The organism is Alloalcanivorax dieselolei B5 (genome assembly GCF_000300005.1).
GTDB classification, from domain to species: domain Bacteria; phylum Pseudomonadota; class Gammaproteobacteria; order Pseudomonadales; family Alcanivoracaceae; genus Alloalcanivorax; species Alloalcanivorax dieselolei.
On record NC_018691.1, the window covers coordinates 161,018 to 178,613 of the forward strand.

17 protein-coding genes are annotated in these 17,596 nt (G+C 62.5%); 5 read left to right on the top strand and 12 right to left on the bottom strand.

Going from position 1 to position 17,596, the window contains the following annotated elements:
• Positions 1 to 822: a DUF3298 and DUF4163 domain-containing protein gene (locus B5T_RS00735; protein ID WP_014992517.1), complete on the bottom strand. Its 822-nt coding sequence runs from the start codon at positions 820 to 822 to the stop codon at positions 1 to 3.
• 166 nt (positions 823 to 988) lie between these two features.
• On the opposite strand from B5T_RS00735, the gene B5T_RS00740 reads away from it, so the two are divergent.
• On the top strand, positions 989 to 1,489 hold the full coding sequence (locus tag B5T_RS00740; protein ID WP_014992518.1) for a hypothetical protein: 501 nt from the start codon (positions 989 to 991) through the stop codon (positions 1,487 to 1,489).
• A 5-nt stretch (positions 1,490 to 1,494) separates the two neighbouring features.
• Here the strand turns inward: B5T_RS00740 and recG are convergent, their stop codons facing one another.
• Positions 1,495 to 3,567: an ATP-dependent DNA helicase RecG gene (recG, locus tag B5T_RS00745; RefSeq protein WP_014992519.1), complete on the bottom strand. Its 2,073-nt coding sequence runs from the start codon at positions 3,565 to 3,567 to the stop codon at positions 1,495 to 1,497.
• Between the two features lie 53 nt (positions 3,568 to 3,620).
• Entirely contained in the window at positions 3,621 to 4,523 is a 903-nt protein-coding gene (locus B5T_RS00750) for a hydrogen peroxide-inducible genes activator (protein ID WP_014992520.1), read from the bottom strand.
• Positions 4,524 to 4,573: 50 nt separating this feature from the next.
• Between B5T_RS00750 and B5T_RS00755 the strand changes: the two genes are divergently transcribed.
• The 3 genes from B5T_RS00755 to B5T_RS00765 all read left to right on the top strand — a co-directional run bounded on the left by B5T_RS00755 (position 4,574) and on the right by B5T_RS00765 (position 7,359).
• Positions 4,574 to 5,401, top strand: coding sequence for an NAD-dependent epimerase/dehydratase family protein (locus B5T_RS00755; RefSeq protein ID WP_041716618.1), 828 nt, complete (start codon positions 4,574 to 4,576; stop codon positions 5,399 to 5,401).
• A 363-nt stretch (positions 5,402 to 5,764) separates the two neighbouring features.
• On the top strand, positions 5,765 to 6,256 hold the full coding sequence (gene purE, locus B5T_RS00760; protein ID WP_026948870.1) for a 5-(carboxyamino)imidazole ribonucleotide mutase: 492 nt from the start codon (positions 5,765 to 5,767) through the stop codon (positions 6,254 to 6,256).
• Positions 6,256 to 7,359, top strand: a complete 1,104-nt coding sequence (locus B5T_RS00765) for a 5-(carboxyamino)imidazole ribonucleotide synthase (protein WP_014992523.1) — start codon at positions 6,256 to 6,258, stop codon at positions 7,357 to 7,359. The genes purE and B5T_RS00765 overlap by 1 nt, the downstream gene beginning before the upstream one ends.
• 66 nt (positions 7,360 to 7,425) lie before the next feature.
• Here the strand turns inward: B5T_RS00765 and B5T_RS00770 are convergent, their stop codons facing one another.
• The 4 genes from B5T_RS00770 to B5T_RS00785 all read right to left on the bottom strand — a co-directional run bounded on the left by B5T_RS00770 (position 7,426) and on the right by B5T_RS00785 (position 13,491).
• On the bottom strand, positions 7,426 to 9,255 hold the full coding sequence (locus tag B5T_RS00770) for a carboxylesterase/lipase family protein (RefSeq protein WP_014992524.1): 1,830 nt from the start codon (positions 9,253 to 9,255) through the stop codon (positions 7,426 to 7,428).
• 115 nt (positions 9,256 to 9,370) lie between these two features.
• Positions 9,371 to 10,792 (bottom strand): alpha/beta hydrolase family protein, encoded by a 1,422-nt coding sequence (locus B5T_RS00775; RefSeq protein ID WP_014992525.1) that lies wholly within the window; start codon positions 10,790 to 10,792, stop codon positions 9,371 to 9,373.
• A 238-nt stretch (positions 10,793 to 11,030) separates the two neighbouring features.
• A complete protein-coding gene (locus tag B5T_RS00780) occupies positions 11,031 to 12,809 on the bottom strand; it encodes an alpha/beta hydrolase family protein (protein WP_014992526.1) in 1,779 nt (592 codons plus the stop codon).
• Between the two features lie 295 nt (positions 12,810 to 13,104).
• On the bottom strand, positions 13,105 to 13,491 hold the full coding sequence (locus B5T_RS00785) for a RidA family protein (RefSeq protein WP_014992527.1): 387 nt from the start codon (positions 13,489 to 13,491) through the stop codon (positions 13,105 to 13,107).
• 137 nt (positions 13,492 to 13,628) lie between these two features.
• Here B5T_RS00785 and B5T_RS00790 point away from each other — a divergent pair, with 137 nt between their 5' ends.
• Positions 13,629 to 14,117, top strand: coding sequence for a YchJ family protein (locus B5T_RS00790; protein ID WP_308422526.1), 489 nt, complete (start codon positions 13,629 to 13,631; stop codon positions 14,115 to 14,117).
• 98 nt (positions 14,118 to 14,215) lie between these two features.
• On the opposite strand, the gene B5T_RS00795 is transcribed toward B5T_RS00790, so the two are convergent.
• From B5T_RS00795 to B5T_RS00815, 5 genes are read right to left on the bottom strand one after another with little or no spacing between them, the layout of a single operon-like run.
• Positions 14,216 to 14,656, bottom strand: coding sequence for a c-type cytochrome (locus B5T_RS00795; RefSeq protein WP_014992529.1), 441 nt, complete (start codon positions 14,654 to 14,656; stop codon positions 14,216 to 14,218).
• 9 nt (positions 14,657 to 14,665) lie between these two features.
• Entirely contained in the window at positions 14,666 to 15,214 is a 549-nt protein-coding gene (locus tag B5T_RS00800) for a methylamine dehydrogenase light chain (protein ID WP_014992530.1), read from the bottom strand.
• A gap of 33 nt (positions 15,215 to 15,247) precedes the next feature.
• The gene (locus B5T_RS00805) at positions 15,248 to 15,838 is read right to left on the bottom strand and encodes a redoxin domain-containing protein (RefSeq protein WP_014992531.1); all 591 of its coding nucleotides are present in this window, start codon (positions 15,836 to 15,838) and stop codon (positions 15,248 to 15,250) included.
• Positions 15,839 to 15,848: 10 nt separating this feature from the next.
• Entirely contained in the window at positions 15,849 to 16,376 is a 528-nt protein-coding gene (locus tag B5T_RS00810; RefSeq protein ID WP_014992532.1) for a MauE/DoxX family redox-associated membrane protein, read from the bottom strand.
• A 2-nt stretch (positions 16,377 to 16,378) separates the two neighbouring features.
• Positions 16,379 to 17,524: an amine dehydrogenase large subunit gene (locus tag B5T_RS00815; RefSeq protein ID WP_014992533.1), complete on the bottom strand. Its 1,146-nt coding sequence runs from the start codon at positions 17,522 to 17,524 to the stop codon at positions 16,379 to 16,381.
• Between the last annotated feature and the right edge of the window lie 72 nt (positions 17,525 to 17,596).

The following is a 17,596-nucleotide window of genomic DNA, read 5'->3' on the forward strand; positions in this document are numbered from 1 at the left end:
TCAGGGCCGGTAGCGCTCTTGAATCAGACCCTCCAGTTTGGTCCAGGGCACGGTCAGTTCCGGTTGGCCCATGGCGTAGGGGGCGATGCTGTAAACATTGTAGAGCAGCGCCACGCCCTGGTCGGTGACATGGAAATCGCCGGTTTGCAGGAAGGGCCAGGTGTCGCGAAAGTCCTTGTCGGCTTCGATGTCATTCGCCAGCCATTGTTGATGCACCTCGGCGGCGGCTTTCCAGAAAGCGTCTTCCCGACCCGGTTGTAACACGTCCTGCAGTGTGGCGCGCCGTTGTTCCCGGCGGTCCCAGTTCAATAATTGCACCACCGGCATGCCATGGGCCCCGCCGGTGATCTCATAGCTGTCGAGCTGCAAGGTGACCAGCCCGGCGCGCTCCCCCAGCAGCGAAACTTTTGCGTTGAGCTCCCAGCCCATGCTCTCCATCTCCGCCGCTTCCCTGGCATCGAACAGGAAGCCGTCCGCCACCGCCGCGAAAGACGAGGCTCCGTCATCGGCGCCATTGCTTAACTGCTCAAGCAGGGTGCTTTCCAAGGCCCGGGTAAGGGAGGTGTCTTCGGGGAAGGTGAGCCACTGCAACGCCACCTTGGAACAAGGGTCGTCCGGACAGGACTCGCTTTCGCGGGTCAGAGTTTGCGATTTCGAGGTCAGCGGTGCGTCATTGGGCTGCTCGACGGGCGGCGTGGGCTGGTCCGGATTGGCTGCCCCGGTGTCCTGGCCGGATGCCGTACCGGATTGAGTGGGGGCATCGCTGTCGCCGCAGCCGGCGAGTAACAGTGCGAGTGTCACGGTGGAGAGCAGGAGGCGCATAACCGGGTCCTTGGTTGTGATGGCGGAAGCCTCAGTGTGCCGCAATGCGGTAAGAGGGAAAAGACGAGCGCGGCGGCGTAGAGATCGTAAACAGGCTCTTACAGTCTTTTGCACGAAAGGGCTACGCAAAAGGGCACAATGGGGGCTGTGCTATAGGAGAGTTTTTATGCGTCATTCCCTGTTGATGGCGGCGACGTTGATGGTGGCGACGACCTCGCTGAGCTGGGCGCAAAGCGACACCACCGAAGGCGTCCCCAATGTGAAGCAGGCTGACCAGGAGAACGTTCAGGCGCAGTTGAACGACACCTGGCAGGAAATCCGCAACTACGGCGTGGAGCAAAAGGAACGTGCTCTTGAGGCGGCTCGCCAGGGTCTCGACATGCTGGACGAGAACATCGATGAGCTGCAGAAAGACATGGACGAGGGCTGGGACTCACTGTCCGAGCAGGCCCGCGCGAACAAGGAGCAGGCGTTGGAGAACCTGAAGAAACAGCGCGAGGAACTGGGCAAGGAATACAGCCAACTTCAGGAAGCCACCCGCGGAAACTGGGAGGCGGCGAAGAGCCGTTTTGGTCAGGCGTGGGAGGCCGCCAAGGACGGTTGGCGGGAACTGACCAAGCCGGCGGAAAAAAGCGACGCCGGGGATGACGGCACTATTTCCATCTAAGCGCCCTAAATATCCGCGTAGTCCTCGCCGCCGTTGAGCCAGCGGCGCAGTAAACGTTCCACCCGCCCCGGGTGGCGTTCCAGCAGTATCTCGGCCAACTCGCGGGCCGGTTCCATCAGGGCTTCGTCGCGAACCAGATCGGCGATCCGGAAGGCCAGCTCCCCGGTCTGCCGGGTACCGAGCCATTCGCCGGGCCCACGCAATTTCAGATCTTCCTCGGCGATGACGAAGCCGTCGGTGGTCTCCCGCATCACCGCCAGTCGCCGCTTGGCGGTCTGCGACAGCGGGATCTGATACAGCAGCAGGCAATAGCTCTGGCCGCCACCCCGGCCCACCCGGCCACGGAGCTGGTGTAACTGCGCCAGCCCCAGACGTTCCGCGTTCTCCATCACCATCAGCGTGGCATTGGGCACGTCCACGCCCACCTCGATAACCGTGGTGGCGACGAGAAGGTGCGCTTCGCCGGCGGCGAAGCGGGCCATGCGCTGCGCCTTGTCCTTTGCCTTCAGGCGGCCGTGCACAAGCTCCACGTTGAGCTCCGGCAGCGCTTCGCGTAGCGCCTCGAAGGCCGCTTCCGCCGCCTGAGCCTGCAACTCATCGGATTCCTCGATCAGGGTGCACACCCAGTAGGCCTGGGCGCCCTCCAGACAGGCGGAACGAATCCGGGCAATCACATCATCACGGCGTGAAACGGGGAGGACCAGGGTTTGAATCGGCTTGCGTCCCGGCGGCATCTCATCAATTACCGAGGTGTCCAGATCGCCGTAGACGCTCATCGCCAGAGTACGGGGAATCGGCGTGGCGGTGAGGGTGAGCTGGTGCGGCACCTGATTGCCGAAACGGCCTTTCTCCCGCAGCGCCAGCCGCTGCTGAACGCCGAAGCGGTGCTGTTCGTCGATGATGATCAGCCCGAGCCGCTGGAAGGCCACCGCGTCCTGGAATAACGCGTGCGTGCCCACCACCATGGAGGCACTGCCATCGGCCAGGGCGGCCAGATTTTCCCGGCGCGCTTTTTGGCCCAGGCTGCCCGCCAGCCAGTGCACCGGAATCCCCAGCGGCGCCAGCCAGTGCTCGAAGTTGGCCCGGTGTTGTTCCGCCAGCAGCTCGGTGGGTGCCATCAGGGCCACCTGATAGCCCGACTCGATGGCGGTCAGCGCCGCCGCCGCCGCCACCAGAGTCTTGCCCGAGCCCACGTCGCCTTGCAGTAACCGCAGCATGGGATGATCCCGGCGCAGATCGGCGCCGATTTCATCGATCACCCGGTTCTGCGCGCCGGTGAGAGCGAACGGCAGGCTGAGCAGCAGCTTCCGCAGCAGGCGATCGCCATCGAGAACCGGCGCCGCCAGGGTCTTCTGTCCGGCTCGTTTGGACAGCATGCCCAACTGGTGCGCCACCATTTCTTCCATCACCAGACGCTTCACCGCCGGATGGTTGCCGTCCAGCAGTAGATCCACCGGGTCATCGGGACCGGGGTGATGCAGCATTTCCAGGGCATTGGCGAGACTGGGCAGGTGGCGTTGATCCAGCAGATCGGGAGGAATCAGCTCCTCGGGAAGGTGCTGGCGCAGGATATCCAGCGCCTGGCCGGCCAGATTGCGCAGTTGCCGTTGGCTGACGCCCTCGGTGGTGGGATAGACCGGGGTCAGCGCCCGCTCCAGCGGTGGCAGGTCCGGGCCGAGTTGATACTCGGGGTGATAGAACTCCAGGCCGGCGGCGCCCGGGCGGGGCTCGCCATAGACCCGGATCGGGCGGCCTTTTTCCAGGTTGTTCTTTTGCGCGGCGCTGAAGTGATAAAAGCGCAGGGACACCAGGCCGGTGCCGTCGGCCACCTTGCACAGCAGCGAGCGACGTTTGCCGAACACCACATCGGCGGCGAGGATCTCGCCCTCGATCACCACGCCCTGTTCCGGGCGCAGAGCGCCGATGGGTGTGATACGGGTACGGTCCTCGTAACGGAACGGCAAATGGAAGAGCACGTCTTCCACCGTGCTCAAGCCCAGACGTTCCAGTTTTTCCGCGGCTCTGGGGCCAACCCCCTTGAGCCGGGACAGGCCCATCTCCGCCAGTGATACCGCCATCGCTCGCTATGTCGTCGCAGTGAATGGGGGGCGGCGGCGCGCAGAGCCCGGTCTCAGGCCGCCAGACCTTCGCGGGGTACCGCGTGGCGCAGCACTTCAATGGCTTTGGGCCGGGGGAAGCTGTCCCGCCAGACCAGAGCAATGGTGCGTGACGGCACCGGTGCCGTGAACGGACGCACGGCAAACGTGCTTTTGTCGTAGCCGTGCTGATACAACGCGGAATCCGGCAGCACCGTGATGCCCAGCCCGGAAGCGACCATGTGACGCAGGGTTTCCAGGGAGCCACCCTCGATCTGCACCAGATTGCGCTGACGCTCGGAATTGATCGCCGGGCACAACTCCAGCACCTGATCGCGGAAGCAGTGGCCTTCGCCGAGCAGCAGCAGGGTTTCGTCCAGCAACTGCTCCGGGCGAATGTGTTGCTGCTTGGTCCAGGAATGGTTCGCCGGCAGCAGCACGGAGAAGGATTCCTCGTACATCTTGGCCCGCACCAGGCCGCCGCCGGAGAACGGCAGGGCGACGATGATGGCGTCCAATTCACCGCGTTCCAGTTTGCCGCGCAGCACGTGGGTGTAGTTTTCCTCGATGAACAGCGGCATTTCCGGCGCTTCCGCGTGCACTTGCGGCACCAGGGTCGGGAACAGATAAGGCGCCACGGTGAAAATGGCCCCCACCCGCAGCGGCGAACCGAGCTGGTCGCGCTGGCTCATCGCCATCTGCTCCAGCAAATCGGCCTGTTCCAGTACCCGCTGTGCCTGGGCCACAATAGGCTCCGCTTGGGGAGTGACCACCACTTCCCGCGGGCGGCGCTCGAACAGGGGCATGCCCAGCTGCTCCTCAAGCTTCTTGATGGCGGCGCTGAGCGTGGGCTGACTGACATTGCACAACTGGGCCGCGTGACCGAAGTGCCGTTCACGAGCCAAAGCGACCAGATAGCGAAGTTCTGTTAGCGTCATGGCAATAATATGTAGAGGCAATTGTGACCATTGTGCCCAAGAGGAAACCGATGAGCCATATCCTAATTGCCGGATTGGGAGATCTGGGCGGCGGTCTGGCGCAGGCACTGAGTGACGAGGGTCACGGCATCAGTGCCATTCGCCGGAGTCCGCGGGCCCCCCGCGGGGTCCAAGTGTATGCCCAGGACCTGGTTCGCGATACCCCCTTGCTGCCGCCGGAGCCGGTGGATCTGCTGGTGATCGTGATGACGCCGTCGGAATACTCCGAGGCCGGCTATCAGGCCGCGTATTTGACCGCCCCAGGCCGGTTGTTGGACGCCCTGGCACAGCGCCAGCCGTTGCCGCCGACTCTGTTTGTCTCCAGCACGGCGGTTTATGGCGATCTGCAGGGCGACGTGGACGAGGACACCTCGCCGGCCCCGCGGCGCTATAACGGGCAGGTGATGCTGGCGGCGGAAGAAGCCATCAGCGCCCGGGCGCCGTCCACGGCGGTACGCTTCTCTGGTATTTACGGACCGGGCCGCACCCGTCTGCTGCGCAAGGTGGAACAGCTTAGCCAGGGACAGGAAGCGCCGCCGGCGCCGGTGTGGACCAACCGTATTCACCGGGACGATTGTGTCGGCCTGCTGCACACCCTGGCCAGGCGCTGGCTGGCCGGGCAGACGGTGTCGCCGGTGGTGCTGGGCACCGACAATCATCCGGTCAGCAACCTGACGGTTTACCGCTATCTGGCCGAATTGCACGGCTGGCCGCTGACACTGGAGGAGAGCCCGCCCAGCGGCAAGCGGCTGTTCAGCCGGTTTATCGCCGAAGGCGGCTACCGCCTGCGTTATCCCGATTATCGGGCGGGGTATCGGGGGCTTTCCCAGGTCTTGTAGGCATGAATCCAGAGGTCACTACGAAGCCGCTGTAGGAGCTTGCCTGCAAGCGAATTGGCTCCCGTTGCCCAAGAATTCGCTTGCAGGCAAGCTCCTACAGCGGCTTCGTAGCAATCTCTGTTGGAGCTGTCCGTGAGGCCCGGTCCACGGTGTAGAATGGCCCCCGCGTGGCGCCGGTTCTTGCGCGCCGCCGCGGAATCAGTAGAGTGTGCGCCTTCCGGGCCTGAAAGCGGGCCCTTGGGGGCGTCGGGCAGGCCGTTCAGGGTGCGCCGGCGTCTCTCTAATCGGAGCCCAGGCACGGTCACGCCGGGAGCGGGCTCCACAATGGTCGGCCGATGACCGCCGGCGCATGGGAGTGAAATGATGACCGTACCCGTAGCTGTTGTAATGGGGTCTCAGTCCGACTGGGACACCATGAAAGAGGCCTGTGACGCCCTTAGCCAATTCGCGGTGGGCTGGAAAGCCCAGGTGGTGTCCGCCCACCGCACACCAGAGCGCCTGTTTGAGTTTTCCCGCAATGCCGCCGATGAGGGGTATCGCATTATCATCGCCGGTGCCGGCGGTGCCGCCCATCTGCCGGGCATGATTGCTTCCATGACGCCGCTGCCGGTGCTGGGCGTGCCGGTGCAGAGCCGTGCTCTGTCCGGTCTCGACAGTCTTCTGTCCATCGTGCAAATGCCCAAGGGCGTGGCGGTGGGCACCCTGGCCATCGGTACCGCGGGGGCCTATAACGCCGGCCTGCTGGCGGCACAGATGCTGGGCAGCCACGATGACGCGCTGCGCCAGCGCATCGCCGAGTGGAAAGCCGCCCGCGCCGATGAAGTACTGGCCAACGCGGATCTGGGGCAAGGCTGATGAATCGGGTACTGGTATTGGGTGGAGGCCAATTGGGCCTGATGATGGCGGAAGCCGGAGCCCGTCTGGGGCTGGTGGTGGATCGTTATGACCCGGAGCGGGCATTGTTGCTGCCCGGCACTTCCGACCTGCCGGTACCCATCGATCTGCAGACCTGCCTGGAACGCTATCCGGTGATCACCGTGGAACGGGAAGCCTTTCCCGCTAGCGGTCTGTCCGCCGAACTGGCCAGCAGCGACCGCTGTGTGGCCCGGGGTGCCCTGAAGGTAATTCCGGACCGCTTCGACCAGAAAAGCATGCTGGACAAGCTGGGCATCCCCACCGCCGAGTGGATGAACCTGGATCGCGCCGGAGATCTGGATACCGCCATTCAACGTTTTGGCGGGGTGGTGGTGAAAGCCCGCAGCGGCGGCTATGACGGCCGCGGCACCTGGATCCTGAATGCCGGCGACGACACCTCGGTGGTGCCGGTGGCGGAACTGGCCGGCCAGGCCATCATCGAGCGGAAAGTGCCATTCCGGCGTGAGCTTTCCATCGTTGGAGCCCGCAATCTGCAGGGCGATACGCTGTTCTATCCGCTGACCCGCAACTGGCACGTGGATGGCATTCTGCGCCTGAGCCTGGCTCCTGCCCGCGCTTGCCAGGCGCTGCAAAAACCCGCTGAAGCCATGCTCAAGGGCATCATGGAAGAACTGGATTATGCCGGCGTGATGGCGGTGGAGTTCTTCGAGGAAGACGGCCAACTGGTGGTCAACGAGATTGCCCCGCGTGTGCATAATTCCGGCCACTGGACCCATGAAGGCGCCGACTGGTCGCAGTTCGACTTACACGTGCATGCCCTCGCCGGCGTGCCGTTGCACGCGGTGAACGTGCACGGTCCCACCGCCATGGTGAACCTGATCGGTACGCCGTTTGACCAGGCCTGGCTGCAACATCCGGGGGTGGTGCATTGGTACGGCAAATCCGTGCGTCCCGGACGTAAACTGGGGCACGCCAATCTGGTGGCCGACACCTTGGAGGAACTGCGCGAAGGGCTGCGTGCCTGGGCCGATGTGCTGCCGGAAGGGTTCGAGGCGGTGCTGGATTCGGAACTGGGCCTGTAAGACGTTTCACCCTCTCCCTTGAGGGGAGAGGGTGAAACAAATGTCGAGATGATCACCCGCCTGCCATCAGGGCGTTGGCCAGGGGCTCTGGCTGGCGAAATGTCGCACGGCGTTCTTCTCCCCTTCGTCGTAAGCGCTGATCGCCGCTTCCCGGTCCTCCTCGACGCTTTCCAGTGTCAGCGCTTCGCCGGACATCTCTATGTGGGCCTGTTCAAGGTCGGCATCGAGTACGATGACGGTGTCGCTGCCCTCGCCGCTCCATGGCATCCAGCGTGGTGGACAACCCTCGTCACAACCACCACTGGGATCCCCTTGGCGAAGGAAGTGCTTCACATAGGTCATCATCGCGTCTTGCAGATCGCGTCGCCCCGCTTCGTTGTCCGCGGTGAACGGGTAACCGAACAGACCCTCTTCCCTGCCATGGAAGAATGAAATTTCCGCGGAGTGTCCGGCGCCATAAATGAAGTCGAAAGGTTCGGGCCCGGAACCGGGGCCGCCCCAGCGGAAATCATAGGCGAAAACGTCTTCCTGCCGTTGTGCCAGCGCCGCCGCCAGTTCGTCCACATACTTGGCGCGCCACGCGCGGCTGCCATGATAGCCGGCAAGCTCGTAGATCGTCCGGTCCCGCTCCGTGGGCAGCACGTCGTCCAGGGTGAACGGAGAGCCGTCTGCTTTCGATTCCCCTTCCATCACATCCTTCAGATTGAGCCAGGTGTAGTCTCCGGAAGGCTGGTCATACAGTGCTTTCACCAGGGCGCCATAAAGGGGCATGAAGGCCTTTTGCTCATATTCGTTGGCGCCGATGATCAAAGGCACGGAGTTGTATTCGCCAGCACGAATGGCCGGCATCCAGCCGCCGCTGGGCACCACCACACCGTCCTCCGTGGCGCCGTAGGCGGACAGGCTGGTGTAGGCCAGGACGGCGGCGTAGTAGTCATGGGCCGGGATCTGGAACAGATATTCATCCAGGGTGCCATCGTCGACCATCTGCTGGCGCAGGGCGGCGGCTTCGCTGGCCTCTCCGGCATCACCCCGGTAGCGCAACAGATAGTCGATCTGTTCGTTGGTGAAGGCCTCGGCCTCCGCCGGCGAGCGGGTCGCCATGGCCGGGCTTTGTGCCATGGCCTTGTGGAACAGGCCTTGTGCTTGCGGTGACACCAGCAGTGTCATCACGTTGTGACCCCCGGCGGACTCGCCGGCAATGGTGATCTGATCGGGATCGCCGCCGAAGGCCGCGGCATTGTCACGTACCCATCGCAGGGCCTGTATCTGATCCAGATTGCCGAAATTGCCGGAATCGGACAGCGGGTCGGCACCGCCGGTCTGGACTTCCGGTTGGAAGAACCAGCCCAGTGGCCCCAGCCGGTACTGGATCACCACGACCACCGCGTCGGCGTGCAGGGCCAGGTTGCCGCCATCGTAATCCATGGCGGTGCCGAAGTTATTGGAACCACCGTGAATCCAGACATAAACCGGCAATTGCTCCTGCTGCCAGTCAGCACGGCTGGGCCGGTAGATATCCAGGTACAGGCAGTCTTCGTCGCCGATGATGTTCTGTGTGCGTACCCAGTGAAGGGTGGTTTCCGCCTGTACGCAACGGGATGCCGGCTCGGTGGCGTCGCGCACGCCGCTCCAGCTTTCCGGCGGTTGCGGTGCGCGCCAGCGTAGGTCGTCCACTGGCGGGCGGGCATAAGGTATTCCCCACCACACCAGCAGGGTGCCATCGACAGTGGCGTTTTCCGGTGCCCGTTCCTGGCCGGCGACCTCGCCTTGCAGCGTGGTCGCGGTCACAGGGGGCGGTGGGGATGGCCGGTCATTGCTGCTGTCACTGCCGCAGCCGGTCAGGATCAGGCTGAACAGGGCCAGCAGTCCCAGGGATTTGCCATGGGGGAACATCGCTCTCTCCTTGCATTGTTGTTATGGCATGCGTTGTTAAGACCCGCGCCCAGACAGGGGCGAGGCGGATCACGGAGGGCATGGCCCTCCGTAAAAAAAGCAAACAAGACTCGAATCAAGGGCAGGCGGGCAGGCCCGGACGATCCTCACTGGTGAACTGACAACCGTAGTTGGGATCGGCCACCGCTGCCGGGTCGAGAATCTCATCCCCCGCCGGTTTCACCGAGTTCTGCTCCCAGTTGATCATATCGGCGAAGGCCGTTTCCTGCTCCTCCTGGGTGAAATCACAGTGCCCGGGAGAGCGCAGCGCCCGCTGCACCAGCCAGGTGTCGCTGCCGTTGGCCGCGGCACGTTCGCGGTAGACCTGCGCGTGCCGGAACGGCACATACAGATCCCCCAGCCCTTGCAGACTGACCACCGGGATGGTGAATTCGCCGTTGACCACCGGAATCCAGCGCAGACCATCGCTGCGCGGGCCGTTGGCGGCCGGATTCTCCTCCACCCTCAGGATGGTGTCGTTGAAGGCCTGTTCCTCGGCGGTGAGGGCAGGATCGTTATCGAACTGATAGGTGACGCCGGCGTTGCCGGTGAGGTTGTCGGCGAGGATGCCGTTGACGGTACCGTCGCGCCCGCCGGTGCCCATCACCACACCCCAGTAGTAGGTACGAAAGCCGATATCCGCGATGGGCCGTTCGCCGCCGGACAGATTGCGGGAGATCGCCATCATCTTCTCGCCCTCCGCCGTGGGTGTGCCCAGTGCGCTGGGGGTGGGGACCTCGTCCCACAATACCGCGTTGATGGCGTCGGTATCGAAGTTGGTGGCCGGCATACTTTCCAGCGGCGGCACGCTGTTGTCCGCGCTGTGCGCCAGATGCTGGGCGGCCATGGTGAACCAGGCCAGATAGTTGAACTCGAGCGTGTCCGCCACCACACCGCACATGGGCACGGCGCCGTCGTAGTGCACGACGTTGTTGGCGGTGTTGTAGGTTTCCTGCTCGATGGCGGCGGCGGTGACGTGGCCGCCCATGGAATGGCCGGTGATATAGATCCTGGACGGTTCGGCCAGTTCCTCGCCGTTTTCAGCGGCGATTTCGTTGAACGCCAACGCCAGTTCGTTGGTGTCCTCCACGCCGGTCCGTACGTCATAGTAGTTGGTGGAGTAGCTTGATGCCGCCCAGGCGTAGCCGTTGTCCAGGAACCAGGCCCGCAGGCTCGGGCTGGAAACGGTCAGGGCCTGGCCCTCGCCGCGATAACCGTGGGCGTACATCACCAGTTTGCCGTTCCAGTTTTCCGGCACTTCCATCCGATAACCGGCGCCGCTGGGCCGCACGCCCCACCAGCGGCTGGCATTTTCGTGCCCCTCCAGGGCCTCGAACGGCAGGCTGGCTTCATCCGCCGTGAAAGTGCGCTGATCCTGGACGTGGCTGGGGTCGCTCGGTGCCGGATCCCGGTCGCTGTCACTGCCGCAGGCGGCGATGCTGGCGGCGAGCAAGCCTATGGCCAGGGGTTTAAAAGATATAACGGAATGCGAGTCCATCTGGTGTCTCCCTGTCTTTATTGGTGTTATATAAATAATTTTTTATGGTGTTTCGCTGTGCGGAATAGTCTTTCTATAAAACGAAACGCACTCAATATGAGAGGCGGTCACGGTGACGTCAACCTGTGAAAGGGAGGAGGTGGGATCTGCATCGCAAAGCGTCGCCGAATCACAAGCGGCGGGTCGGGATCGACGTGAAGGGGGCGGCTGAGCACCCCCTCCGCGAACCGGCTTTAAGTTAGAAATCCACGCGTTGCATCGCCAGATCGGTGATCTGAACGGTGCCGGCGGCGGTTTGGTCGAACACCAGCTCCACCGCGTTGAGGTTGGTGAAGTCCACGCCCTCGAAGGCCGTCAACGGGATATCGACGGCGTTCAGGGTGGTTTTTTGCGAGCCGTGATTGGCATCGTCATAGAAGGTGTGACCCGGCGGATAGAACAGCCCGTCGCTGTAATCGCTGGCGACCACGGCGGCGCGGTTGCCGTCCATGTCCTCAAGCACCACCTGGAAGTCCTGACCGTCCGTATTGTCAGTGTCGCCGTGGGAAATGCCCACGCGTACCGATAACACCTGATAGTCCGTGGCGTCGGTACCCAGCAGCTCCGAGCGGTAGGTGGCGGCGGTGTCCCAGACCATGAACAGTTGCTCGGCGATATTGAAGGTCGGCGTGGCCACGTCACAGCCCTCGCCGGGGCGGCCGTTGGTCTGGCAGATGCCGAATCTGGAGAAGCCGTCGAACAAAACCGCGCCCCCGAGATTGTTGGTGGTCAGGCTGGCGGGATCCAGGGTGTCGTCGATGATCAGTCGTTGCCCGGCGGGGGCGTGGACGCTGAGCAGGAAGCGGTCGTCGCAGGAAGTCTCGCCGGCCGGGCAGAGCGTTTCCGGCACCGGCGTCTGGCCATTCCAGTAGGCGCCGAACGCCTCCTCGCCGCCGATGAAGTAGCGGAAGAAGGAGGCGATGAAAAACAGCCCGTGGGCTTGCTGCATCTCCGGCGTGTCGCGGCCGTTGTCGGCGGCGTTCTCGCCACACCAGGGATCATCGCCGTCACCGTCCAGGATGGTCCAGTCATCCGGGCGGGTATCGGTGGTCCAGACGGTATTGTAATAGTTGTGGTTGGCGCCCATCGGAATCAGTTGGAATTTGGCGTAGGGGTCGTTGTCCACGGCGTAGCGGCTGGTGTCGTAGGCGAAGTTGCCCATCAGATCTTCCACGTCGCCGTCGCAATACCCGGCCAGGGACAGGAAGGTCACGTTGCTGACGGTCTGAGTGTTGTAATCGGTGGGGGCCAGGGCGAACACCGCCGTGATGTTGTGAGGCTCGGGTTGAGCGCGGTTGTACAGCACGGTCTGATTGACCCCCTCGCCGCCACGGGAGTGCCCCATGATGCCGATCCGGCTCATGTCCAGCTTGCCCGTCAGGTTGTCCAGGCCGTTACCGCCGGACTGATTGATGGTGCGAAACTCATCCAGATGGCGGACCACCAGCATGGCTCGCGCCAGGGCACCGGTGTCGCCGTTGCTTGGGCTGCTGTCATGGTCGTTAATGTCATTGGCGTCCACGGAAATGACCGCGTAGCCGTGGCTGGCCAGATTTTCGGAGATGTACTGGTAACCACGATAGCTGGGAATCGGGTTATCGCAGTCGTCATCGTCGATGCCGCGGCCGTCGTAACAGGTGCCATGGCGGCCATGCAGGAACAGCACCACCGGGAACGGGCCGGCTTCGTCCTCGGGGTACTGAATATAACCGTGAATATCGGTTTCGTAGCTGTCGCCATTCTTGTTGTCCACGACGGTCATGCGGCCGAACTGGTATTCATTCTCCGACACGCCATGGGCGCCGGTGGCGGCGGCATCGGCGGCCACCGTGTTGGTGATCGGATCCGGTTCGGTGTTGGCTACCGGAGGTGGGTTGTCGGAGGAGCTGTCGCCACCACAACCACTAAGAATCAAAGAGATGAAAAGATAAAGTGCTCCCGCACCCTTGGATGACAAGGGCGACATGCTGATGCTCATGCTGTTTTTCCCCTTTAACTGATAACGGCAAGCGTCCCAGGAGGACCAGACGAATAAGGCAATAGAGATGCCATTTTCTGGACAGCGTCAGGGAGAACAAACTGAGGAGTAGGTAAGATTTTGTTTTAAAAGTGGATTCCGGTTTCGAAAAAACCGCAGGTGCCGTTTATCAACGAGATGGGAGCGGGCGGGGGAAAACTAATCACGGTACAAGCCGGTGCGGCGGAACTGGAAAGGGGCATCCGGTAAGATGCCCCTGATTAAAAGCGGTGCGGGAATGTTGCCTCTAAATCGATCAGGCGATATCCATGATGCCGTCCATTTCCACCCCGGCACCTTTCGGCAGGGCGGCCACGCCGATGGCGGCGCGGGCGGGGTAGGGCTGCTGGAAGTAACTGGCCATGACCTCATTGACCAAAGCGAAATGGCTGAGGTCGGTAAGGAAGATATTGAGTTTGACGATGTCCTGCAGGCCGCCGCCAGCGGCTTCGCAGACCGCCGCCAGATTGTCGAACACACGGCGGATCTGGGCTTCCATGTCGCCTTCCACCAACGTCATGGTGGTGGGGTCCAGCGGAATCTGGCCGGACAGGTACACCGTGGAACCGGCCTTGATGGCCTGGGAATAGGTGCCGATGGCCGCCGGCGCCCGGTCGGTATTGATTACGGAACGATTGGACATGGTAGTTCAGTACTTGAGTGTGAATGACGGCGCCCCCGATTGCCCGGTGACGCGCAGGAAGAAGCTATGCTGGCACGGGGGGCCAGGGTACGCAATAGACCGTGGCGTCCCCATCGGGGGTGCGGATCCATTATAATGTGTCTCTTATCGCCGCAATTCCGGTTCGCTACCCCATGTCGCCTTGTCCCTGCCAATCCGGCCTCGAGTACTCGCGCTGCTGCCAGCCTTTCCACCAGGGCGAGCCGGCACCGACGCCGGAAGCCTTGATGCGCTCCCGCTACAGCGCTTTCGTCCTCAATGACACCGCCTACGCAAAGGCGTCCTGGCATCCGGCTACCCGGCCGGCGTCGTTGACGCTGGACGACGGTGAGCAGTGGTGCGCTCTGAGGGTGTTGGGCAGTGGCGTACAGGGTGATCAGGGCTGGGTGCACTTTCATGCGGTGGCAAGAGAGGCGGATGGTTTCGTGGTACTGGAGGAGCGCTCCCGGTTTGTGGCCGAGTCGGGTCGTTGGTTCTATCTGAACGGGGAACATGAGATACGGCCCCTGAAACCCGGCCGCAATGACCCTTGCCCATGCGGCAGCGGCAAGAAGTTCAAGAAGTGTTGCGCCGTTCGTAACGTTTGAGCCATGGCGTTGCCTCCGGTCCGGCAAAGGCCCGAATGCCCGCACGGCGAAGGCCACGCAATTCGATGATGGCGGTGAAAAAATTCTGACGGGGGAAATCAGGGCCAGGGGTAGGTGGCTACGGGCAGCCCCCGCTCACGTAATGCCTTGACCACCTCGCGCCGGTACCCGACAACGTCCTCCAGGACATCGGCGCGGAGTGTGCGCACTTCTTGTTCGCTGAGCAGGCCGCTGGCTTCGATGTGCTCCGGCTGGCCCCAGGTGGTGAGAACGTAGTTCATCACCTCGGTGAGGCGCCGGTCGCTGAGTCCGGAGCCGATCACGCCGGGCACCTGAAGAATGTAGTGGCGCCCCTCCGGCGTCATCAGGAAGGAGGAGACATAGCCGCGAAAATCAGGAATACCGCCCACCTCGGTGCCGGCACCGTCGGGGCGATGGCAGCCGCTGCAATGCAGCAGAAAGTCGTTACGCGGGTCGGCCTGGGCCGGTGGGATGATCAGCCCGCCCAGTGCCATCAGCATAGTAAAGATGATGCGCATGCGCCGGTGTCAGCCCTGATCGTCCAATACCCCAACCAGCATGGCCACGGTGCAGTGATACCCTTGAGAGGTGTTGGCCATGCACCAGTTGATGTCATTGTGCACACCCATCTGATAGCCGGGACGTTCCCGCTCACTGGTCACGCAGAAGGTGCCGTTGCACTCGGCCCGCCCGCAGCAGTCGTTATAGGAGACCAGGTAATCGCGGCCGTCATTGGGGTTGTGGCAGGTGCCGACCCAGGCCACCTTGGACGCTTCGGAGCCCGGCGGACAACTGGTCAGAGAGCCGCCGCAGTCGTTGCAGAGATTGCCGTCGAGGGCGCAATAGCGCCAGTACTCGCATTCGTTGGGGTCGTCGTCCTGGCCGTCGAGGATGGCATCGGCCCAGGCCCGGTTGCTTTGATTGTAGGGTAGTACCGGCAACAGTGAGCCGCCGACGAAGGCCATGCCCATTTTACTGATGAAGCTCCGTCGACTGACCCGTTGGGCCACGCGCCGGCTGAACGATTCCGCGCCGCCATCCATTTTCCCTAACAGCAAATCGAATAACGCTTTCATCACACTGTCTCCTTTACGCGATCTTCGAGCCGCTCACGGCTGCGTCTTTTCCAGGTAGCCCTGGATCGATTCCACGTCCATGTCGTGGGCATTGAACAGACTTTCCAGCTGCTCGCGGTTATTCACCAGCCCTTTGGCGCTGACCACGCCGGTGCGGCCGATCACCACCGCGAACGGGAGCCGGGAGACTCGATAAGCCAAACCCAGTTCGGTGGAAAGCACGTAGTCGAATTCTCCCAGGGCCGCGGTATGAATGAAGCGCTGGTGGCGCTCCGGCTCGCCGTCACTGGCCAGGGTGATGTCGAGCCAGCGTCTCTCGCTGTCCTTGATGGACTTGAGTACCGGCAGCAGCTTCTTGCAGATCGGGCACGTCGGTGAGAGGAAAAACAGAAGCTGCGCTTTTTCCCGGTGCTGTCCCACTTCCACCGCGCCGCCGGTGAGACTGGTCAGCGAGAAGGCGGGTGAGGTATCACCAACCTTGGGCCCGGAATCGTTCATCAGCGCCCCCATCGGCGCGATACGTTCGAACAAGATGCCGGTCTGTCTGGCCAGTGCCAGGAACGCCACCCCCAGTGTCAGAACGGCTAGCGTTAGAAAGGCCAGTAAGAAGTAGATCAGCGTCATGATCAGACCCTCATGAAAGCCGGGAAGGCGGTGGAATCCGCAGACGATTGCTGTTGATTTGCTCCAACAACACGAACAGCAACAGGGTCACCAGCGCGGCGGGAAATACCACCGCCGCCTGGTCCAGCCCACTGAGTGGTTGCAGCCAGGCGACGGCGGTCAGGGCGGCGATCACCAGGATCGCGTTGCGTAGTACCAGCGAGTGGTGCAGCGGTTGTGGGATGCCCCCGCAGCCGCATTCCACACGAGTGCGGCCGCGCAGCAGATTGACTCCCATGGCTGCGGCATAAAGCGACAGCAGGGCAGCGGCCAGATAGAGAGCAAAGGCACGGCTGGGATTGAACAGCAGGCCGATCACTATCAGAGCTTCCAGCACCAGTAACAGCACGGAAGCCGGTGTCACCAGGGTGTGCGGCAGAAGCCGGTAGTCGGCGACAAAGCCCTGGAATTCCGTAAAGTCGGACACCTTGTGCAACAGCGCGCGCAGGAAGATGAACAACATAAACAAGGATAAAGTATTGGTAAGTAGTGCCGCCATGATCACTCTCCCACGGTCAGCAGGGACGATGCCCAGCCGGATTTGTCGTCGCTGCCCGCCGCCTTGAACACAAACTTGGTGTTGTCCAGCAAAGCGAAACGCTCGATGGTTTCGTCTTCATCGGTGGTGCCGAACAGCACGGGTTCCTGACCTTGGCTGACGGCCAGGGCGATCAATCCTTCGGCGTGGCTGCGGCCGATCACCTTTGCGCTTTTCATGTCCACGCTCCAGATTTCCTCCGAAGGATCCTTATGGCTGCCCTCGTAAGCGTCCGGGTGCATCAGCACGAACATCATGTTGGTGGCGGGGCTATAGGCCATCACCACATAACCGCCCGGTGCCCAATCACCGTTCACACCCTTGGTCAATGGCACGGTGCCCAGCAGCTTGGCGGTGGCGTCACCGTCATCGACCAGATAGAGCGTGCCGTTAAAGGAGAGGAACACCAGCCGGCCATCAGCGGTGCGTTGGGCCTGAACGTACAAAGGGTCCTGCTCGGGGCTGAATAACGATATCGACGTGGTGTCATACTGGTCGCCGTTGACGCTGTAGGTTTTCAGATCACCGGCGCCGCACAGGGTGGAGAAACGATTGTCCCGTGGTGCGGGAAAGACGCCGTAGCAGCCTGGAGTGGGCACCTCGAGCACGGCTTCTCCAGCTTGCAGATCCACCACGGTGACCGAGGTGGCCGGAGTCGCGTTCTGCACATAGAGGTAGCGTCCGTCGGCGCTCTGTTCCAGCAGCTGGGCCATGCCAATGGCCTTGACCGCCTTATTGGGAATGACGATCTCGCGCTTGAGACTGAGGGTGGCGATATCGTATTCCTCGATCACGCTTTCCACCGGGCCACGGGTCAGCCGTTTCATGTAATCGGAGAGCGTGTACAGCGTTTTTTGGTCGCGGCCAAGCAGGATCTGGCTGGTCAGCCCCACCGACACCGACCCTTTATAACTCAGGTCCTGTTGCCCATAGACATGAATTTTACTGGCGCCGGCCCATTCCGCTTGATTCACCAGCACGTTGGAGCCGGGGTCGATGGCCGGCTTTACCGAGATGGTTTCTGGTTTGAAGGCCTGGGCGGAGGCGCACAGGAACAGGCCGAACACGGTGAAGAGAGTGGCCGTCTTTGGCCATTGTGCTGCAATCATGGGGAAGCCCTTCCATTCCATCTGCATGGGAAGGGTTAAGCAAAAAATATACCCAAACTGGGTCGAGGTTGT

Bases quoted from the DNA above. Each gene is read 5' to 3' on its own strand.
- B5T_RS00735 (WP_014992517.1), bottom strand. From the start codon at position 822: ATGCGCCTCCTGCTCTCCACCGTGACACTCGCACTGTTACTCGCCGGC.
- B5T_RS00740 (WP_014992518.1), top strand. From the start codon at position 989: ATGCGTCATTCCCTGTTGATGGCGGCGACGTTGATGGTGGCGACGACC.
- recG (WP_014992519.1), bottom strand. From the start codon at position 3,567: ATGGCGGTATCACTGGCGGAGATGGGCCTGTCCCGGCTCAAGGGGGTT.
- B5T_RS00750 (WP_014992520.1), bottom strand. From the start codon at position 4,523: ATGACGCTAACAGAACTTCGCTATCTGGTCGCTTTGGCTCGTGAACGG.
- B5T_RS00755 (WP_041716618.1), top strand. From the start codon at position 4,574: ATGAGCCATATCCTAATTGCCGGATTGGGAGATCTGGGCGGCGGTCTG.
- purE (WP_026948870.1), top strand. From the start codon at position 5,765: ATGACCGTACCCGTAGCTGTTGTAATGGGGTCTCAGTCCGACTGGGAC.
- B5T_RS00765 (WP_014992523.1), top strand. From the start codon at position 6,256: ATGAATCGGGTACTGGTATTGGGTGGAGGCCAATTGGGCCTGATGATG.
- B5T_RS00770 (WP_014992524.1), bottom strand. From the start codon at position 9,255: ATGTTCCCCCATGGCAAATCCCTGGGACTGCTGGCCCTGTTCAGCCTG.
- B5T_RS00775 (WP_014992525.1), bottom strand. From the start codon at position 10,792: ATGGACTCGCATTCCGTTATATCTTTTAAACCCCTGGCCATAGGCTTG.
- B5T_RS00780 (WP_014992526.1), bottom strand. From the start codon at position 12,809: ATGAGCATCAGCATGTCGCCCTTGTCATCCAAGGGTGCGGGAGCACTT.
- B5T_RS00785 (WP_014992527.1), bottom strand. From the start codon at position 13,491: ATGTCCAATCGTTCCGTAATCAATACCGACCGGGCGCCGGCGGCCATC.
- B5T_RS00795 (WP_014992529.1), bottom strand. From the start codon at position 14,656: ATGCGCATCATCTTTACTATGCTGATGGCACTGGGCGGGCTGATCATC.
- B5T_RS00800 (WP_014992530.1), bottom strand. From the start codon at position 15,214: ATGAAAGCGTTATTCGATTTGCTGTTAGGGAAAATGGATGGCGGCGCG.
- B5T_RS00805 (WP_014992531.1), bottom strand. From the start codon at position 15,838: ATGACGCTGATCTACTTCTTACTGGCCTTTCTAACGCTAGCCGTTCTG.
- B5T_RS00810 (WP_014992532.1), bottom strand. From the start codon at position 16,376: ATGGCGGCACTACTTACCAATACTTTATCCTTGTTTATGTTGTTCATC.
- B5T_RS00815 (WP_014992533.1), bottom strand. From the start codon at position 17,524: ATGATTGCAGCACAATGGCCAAAGACGGCCACTCTCTTCACCGTGTTC.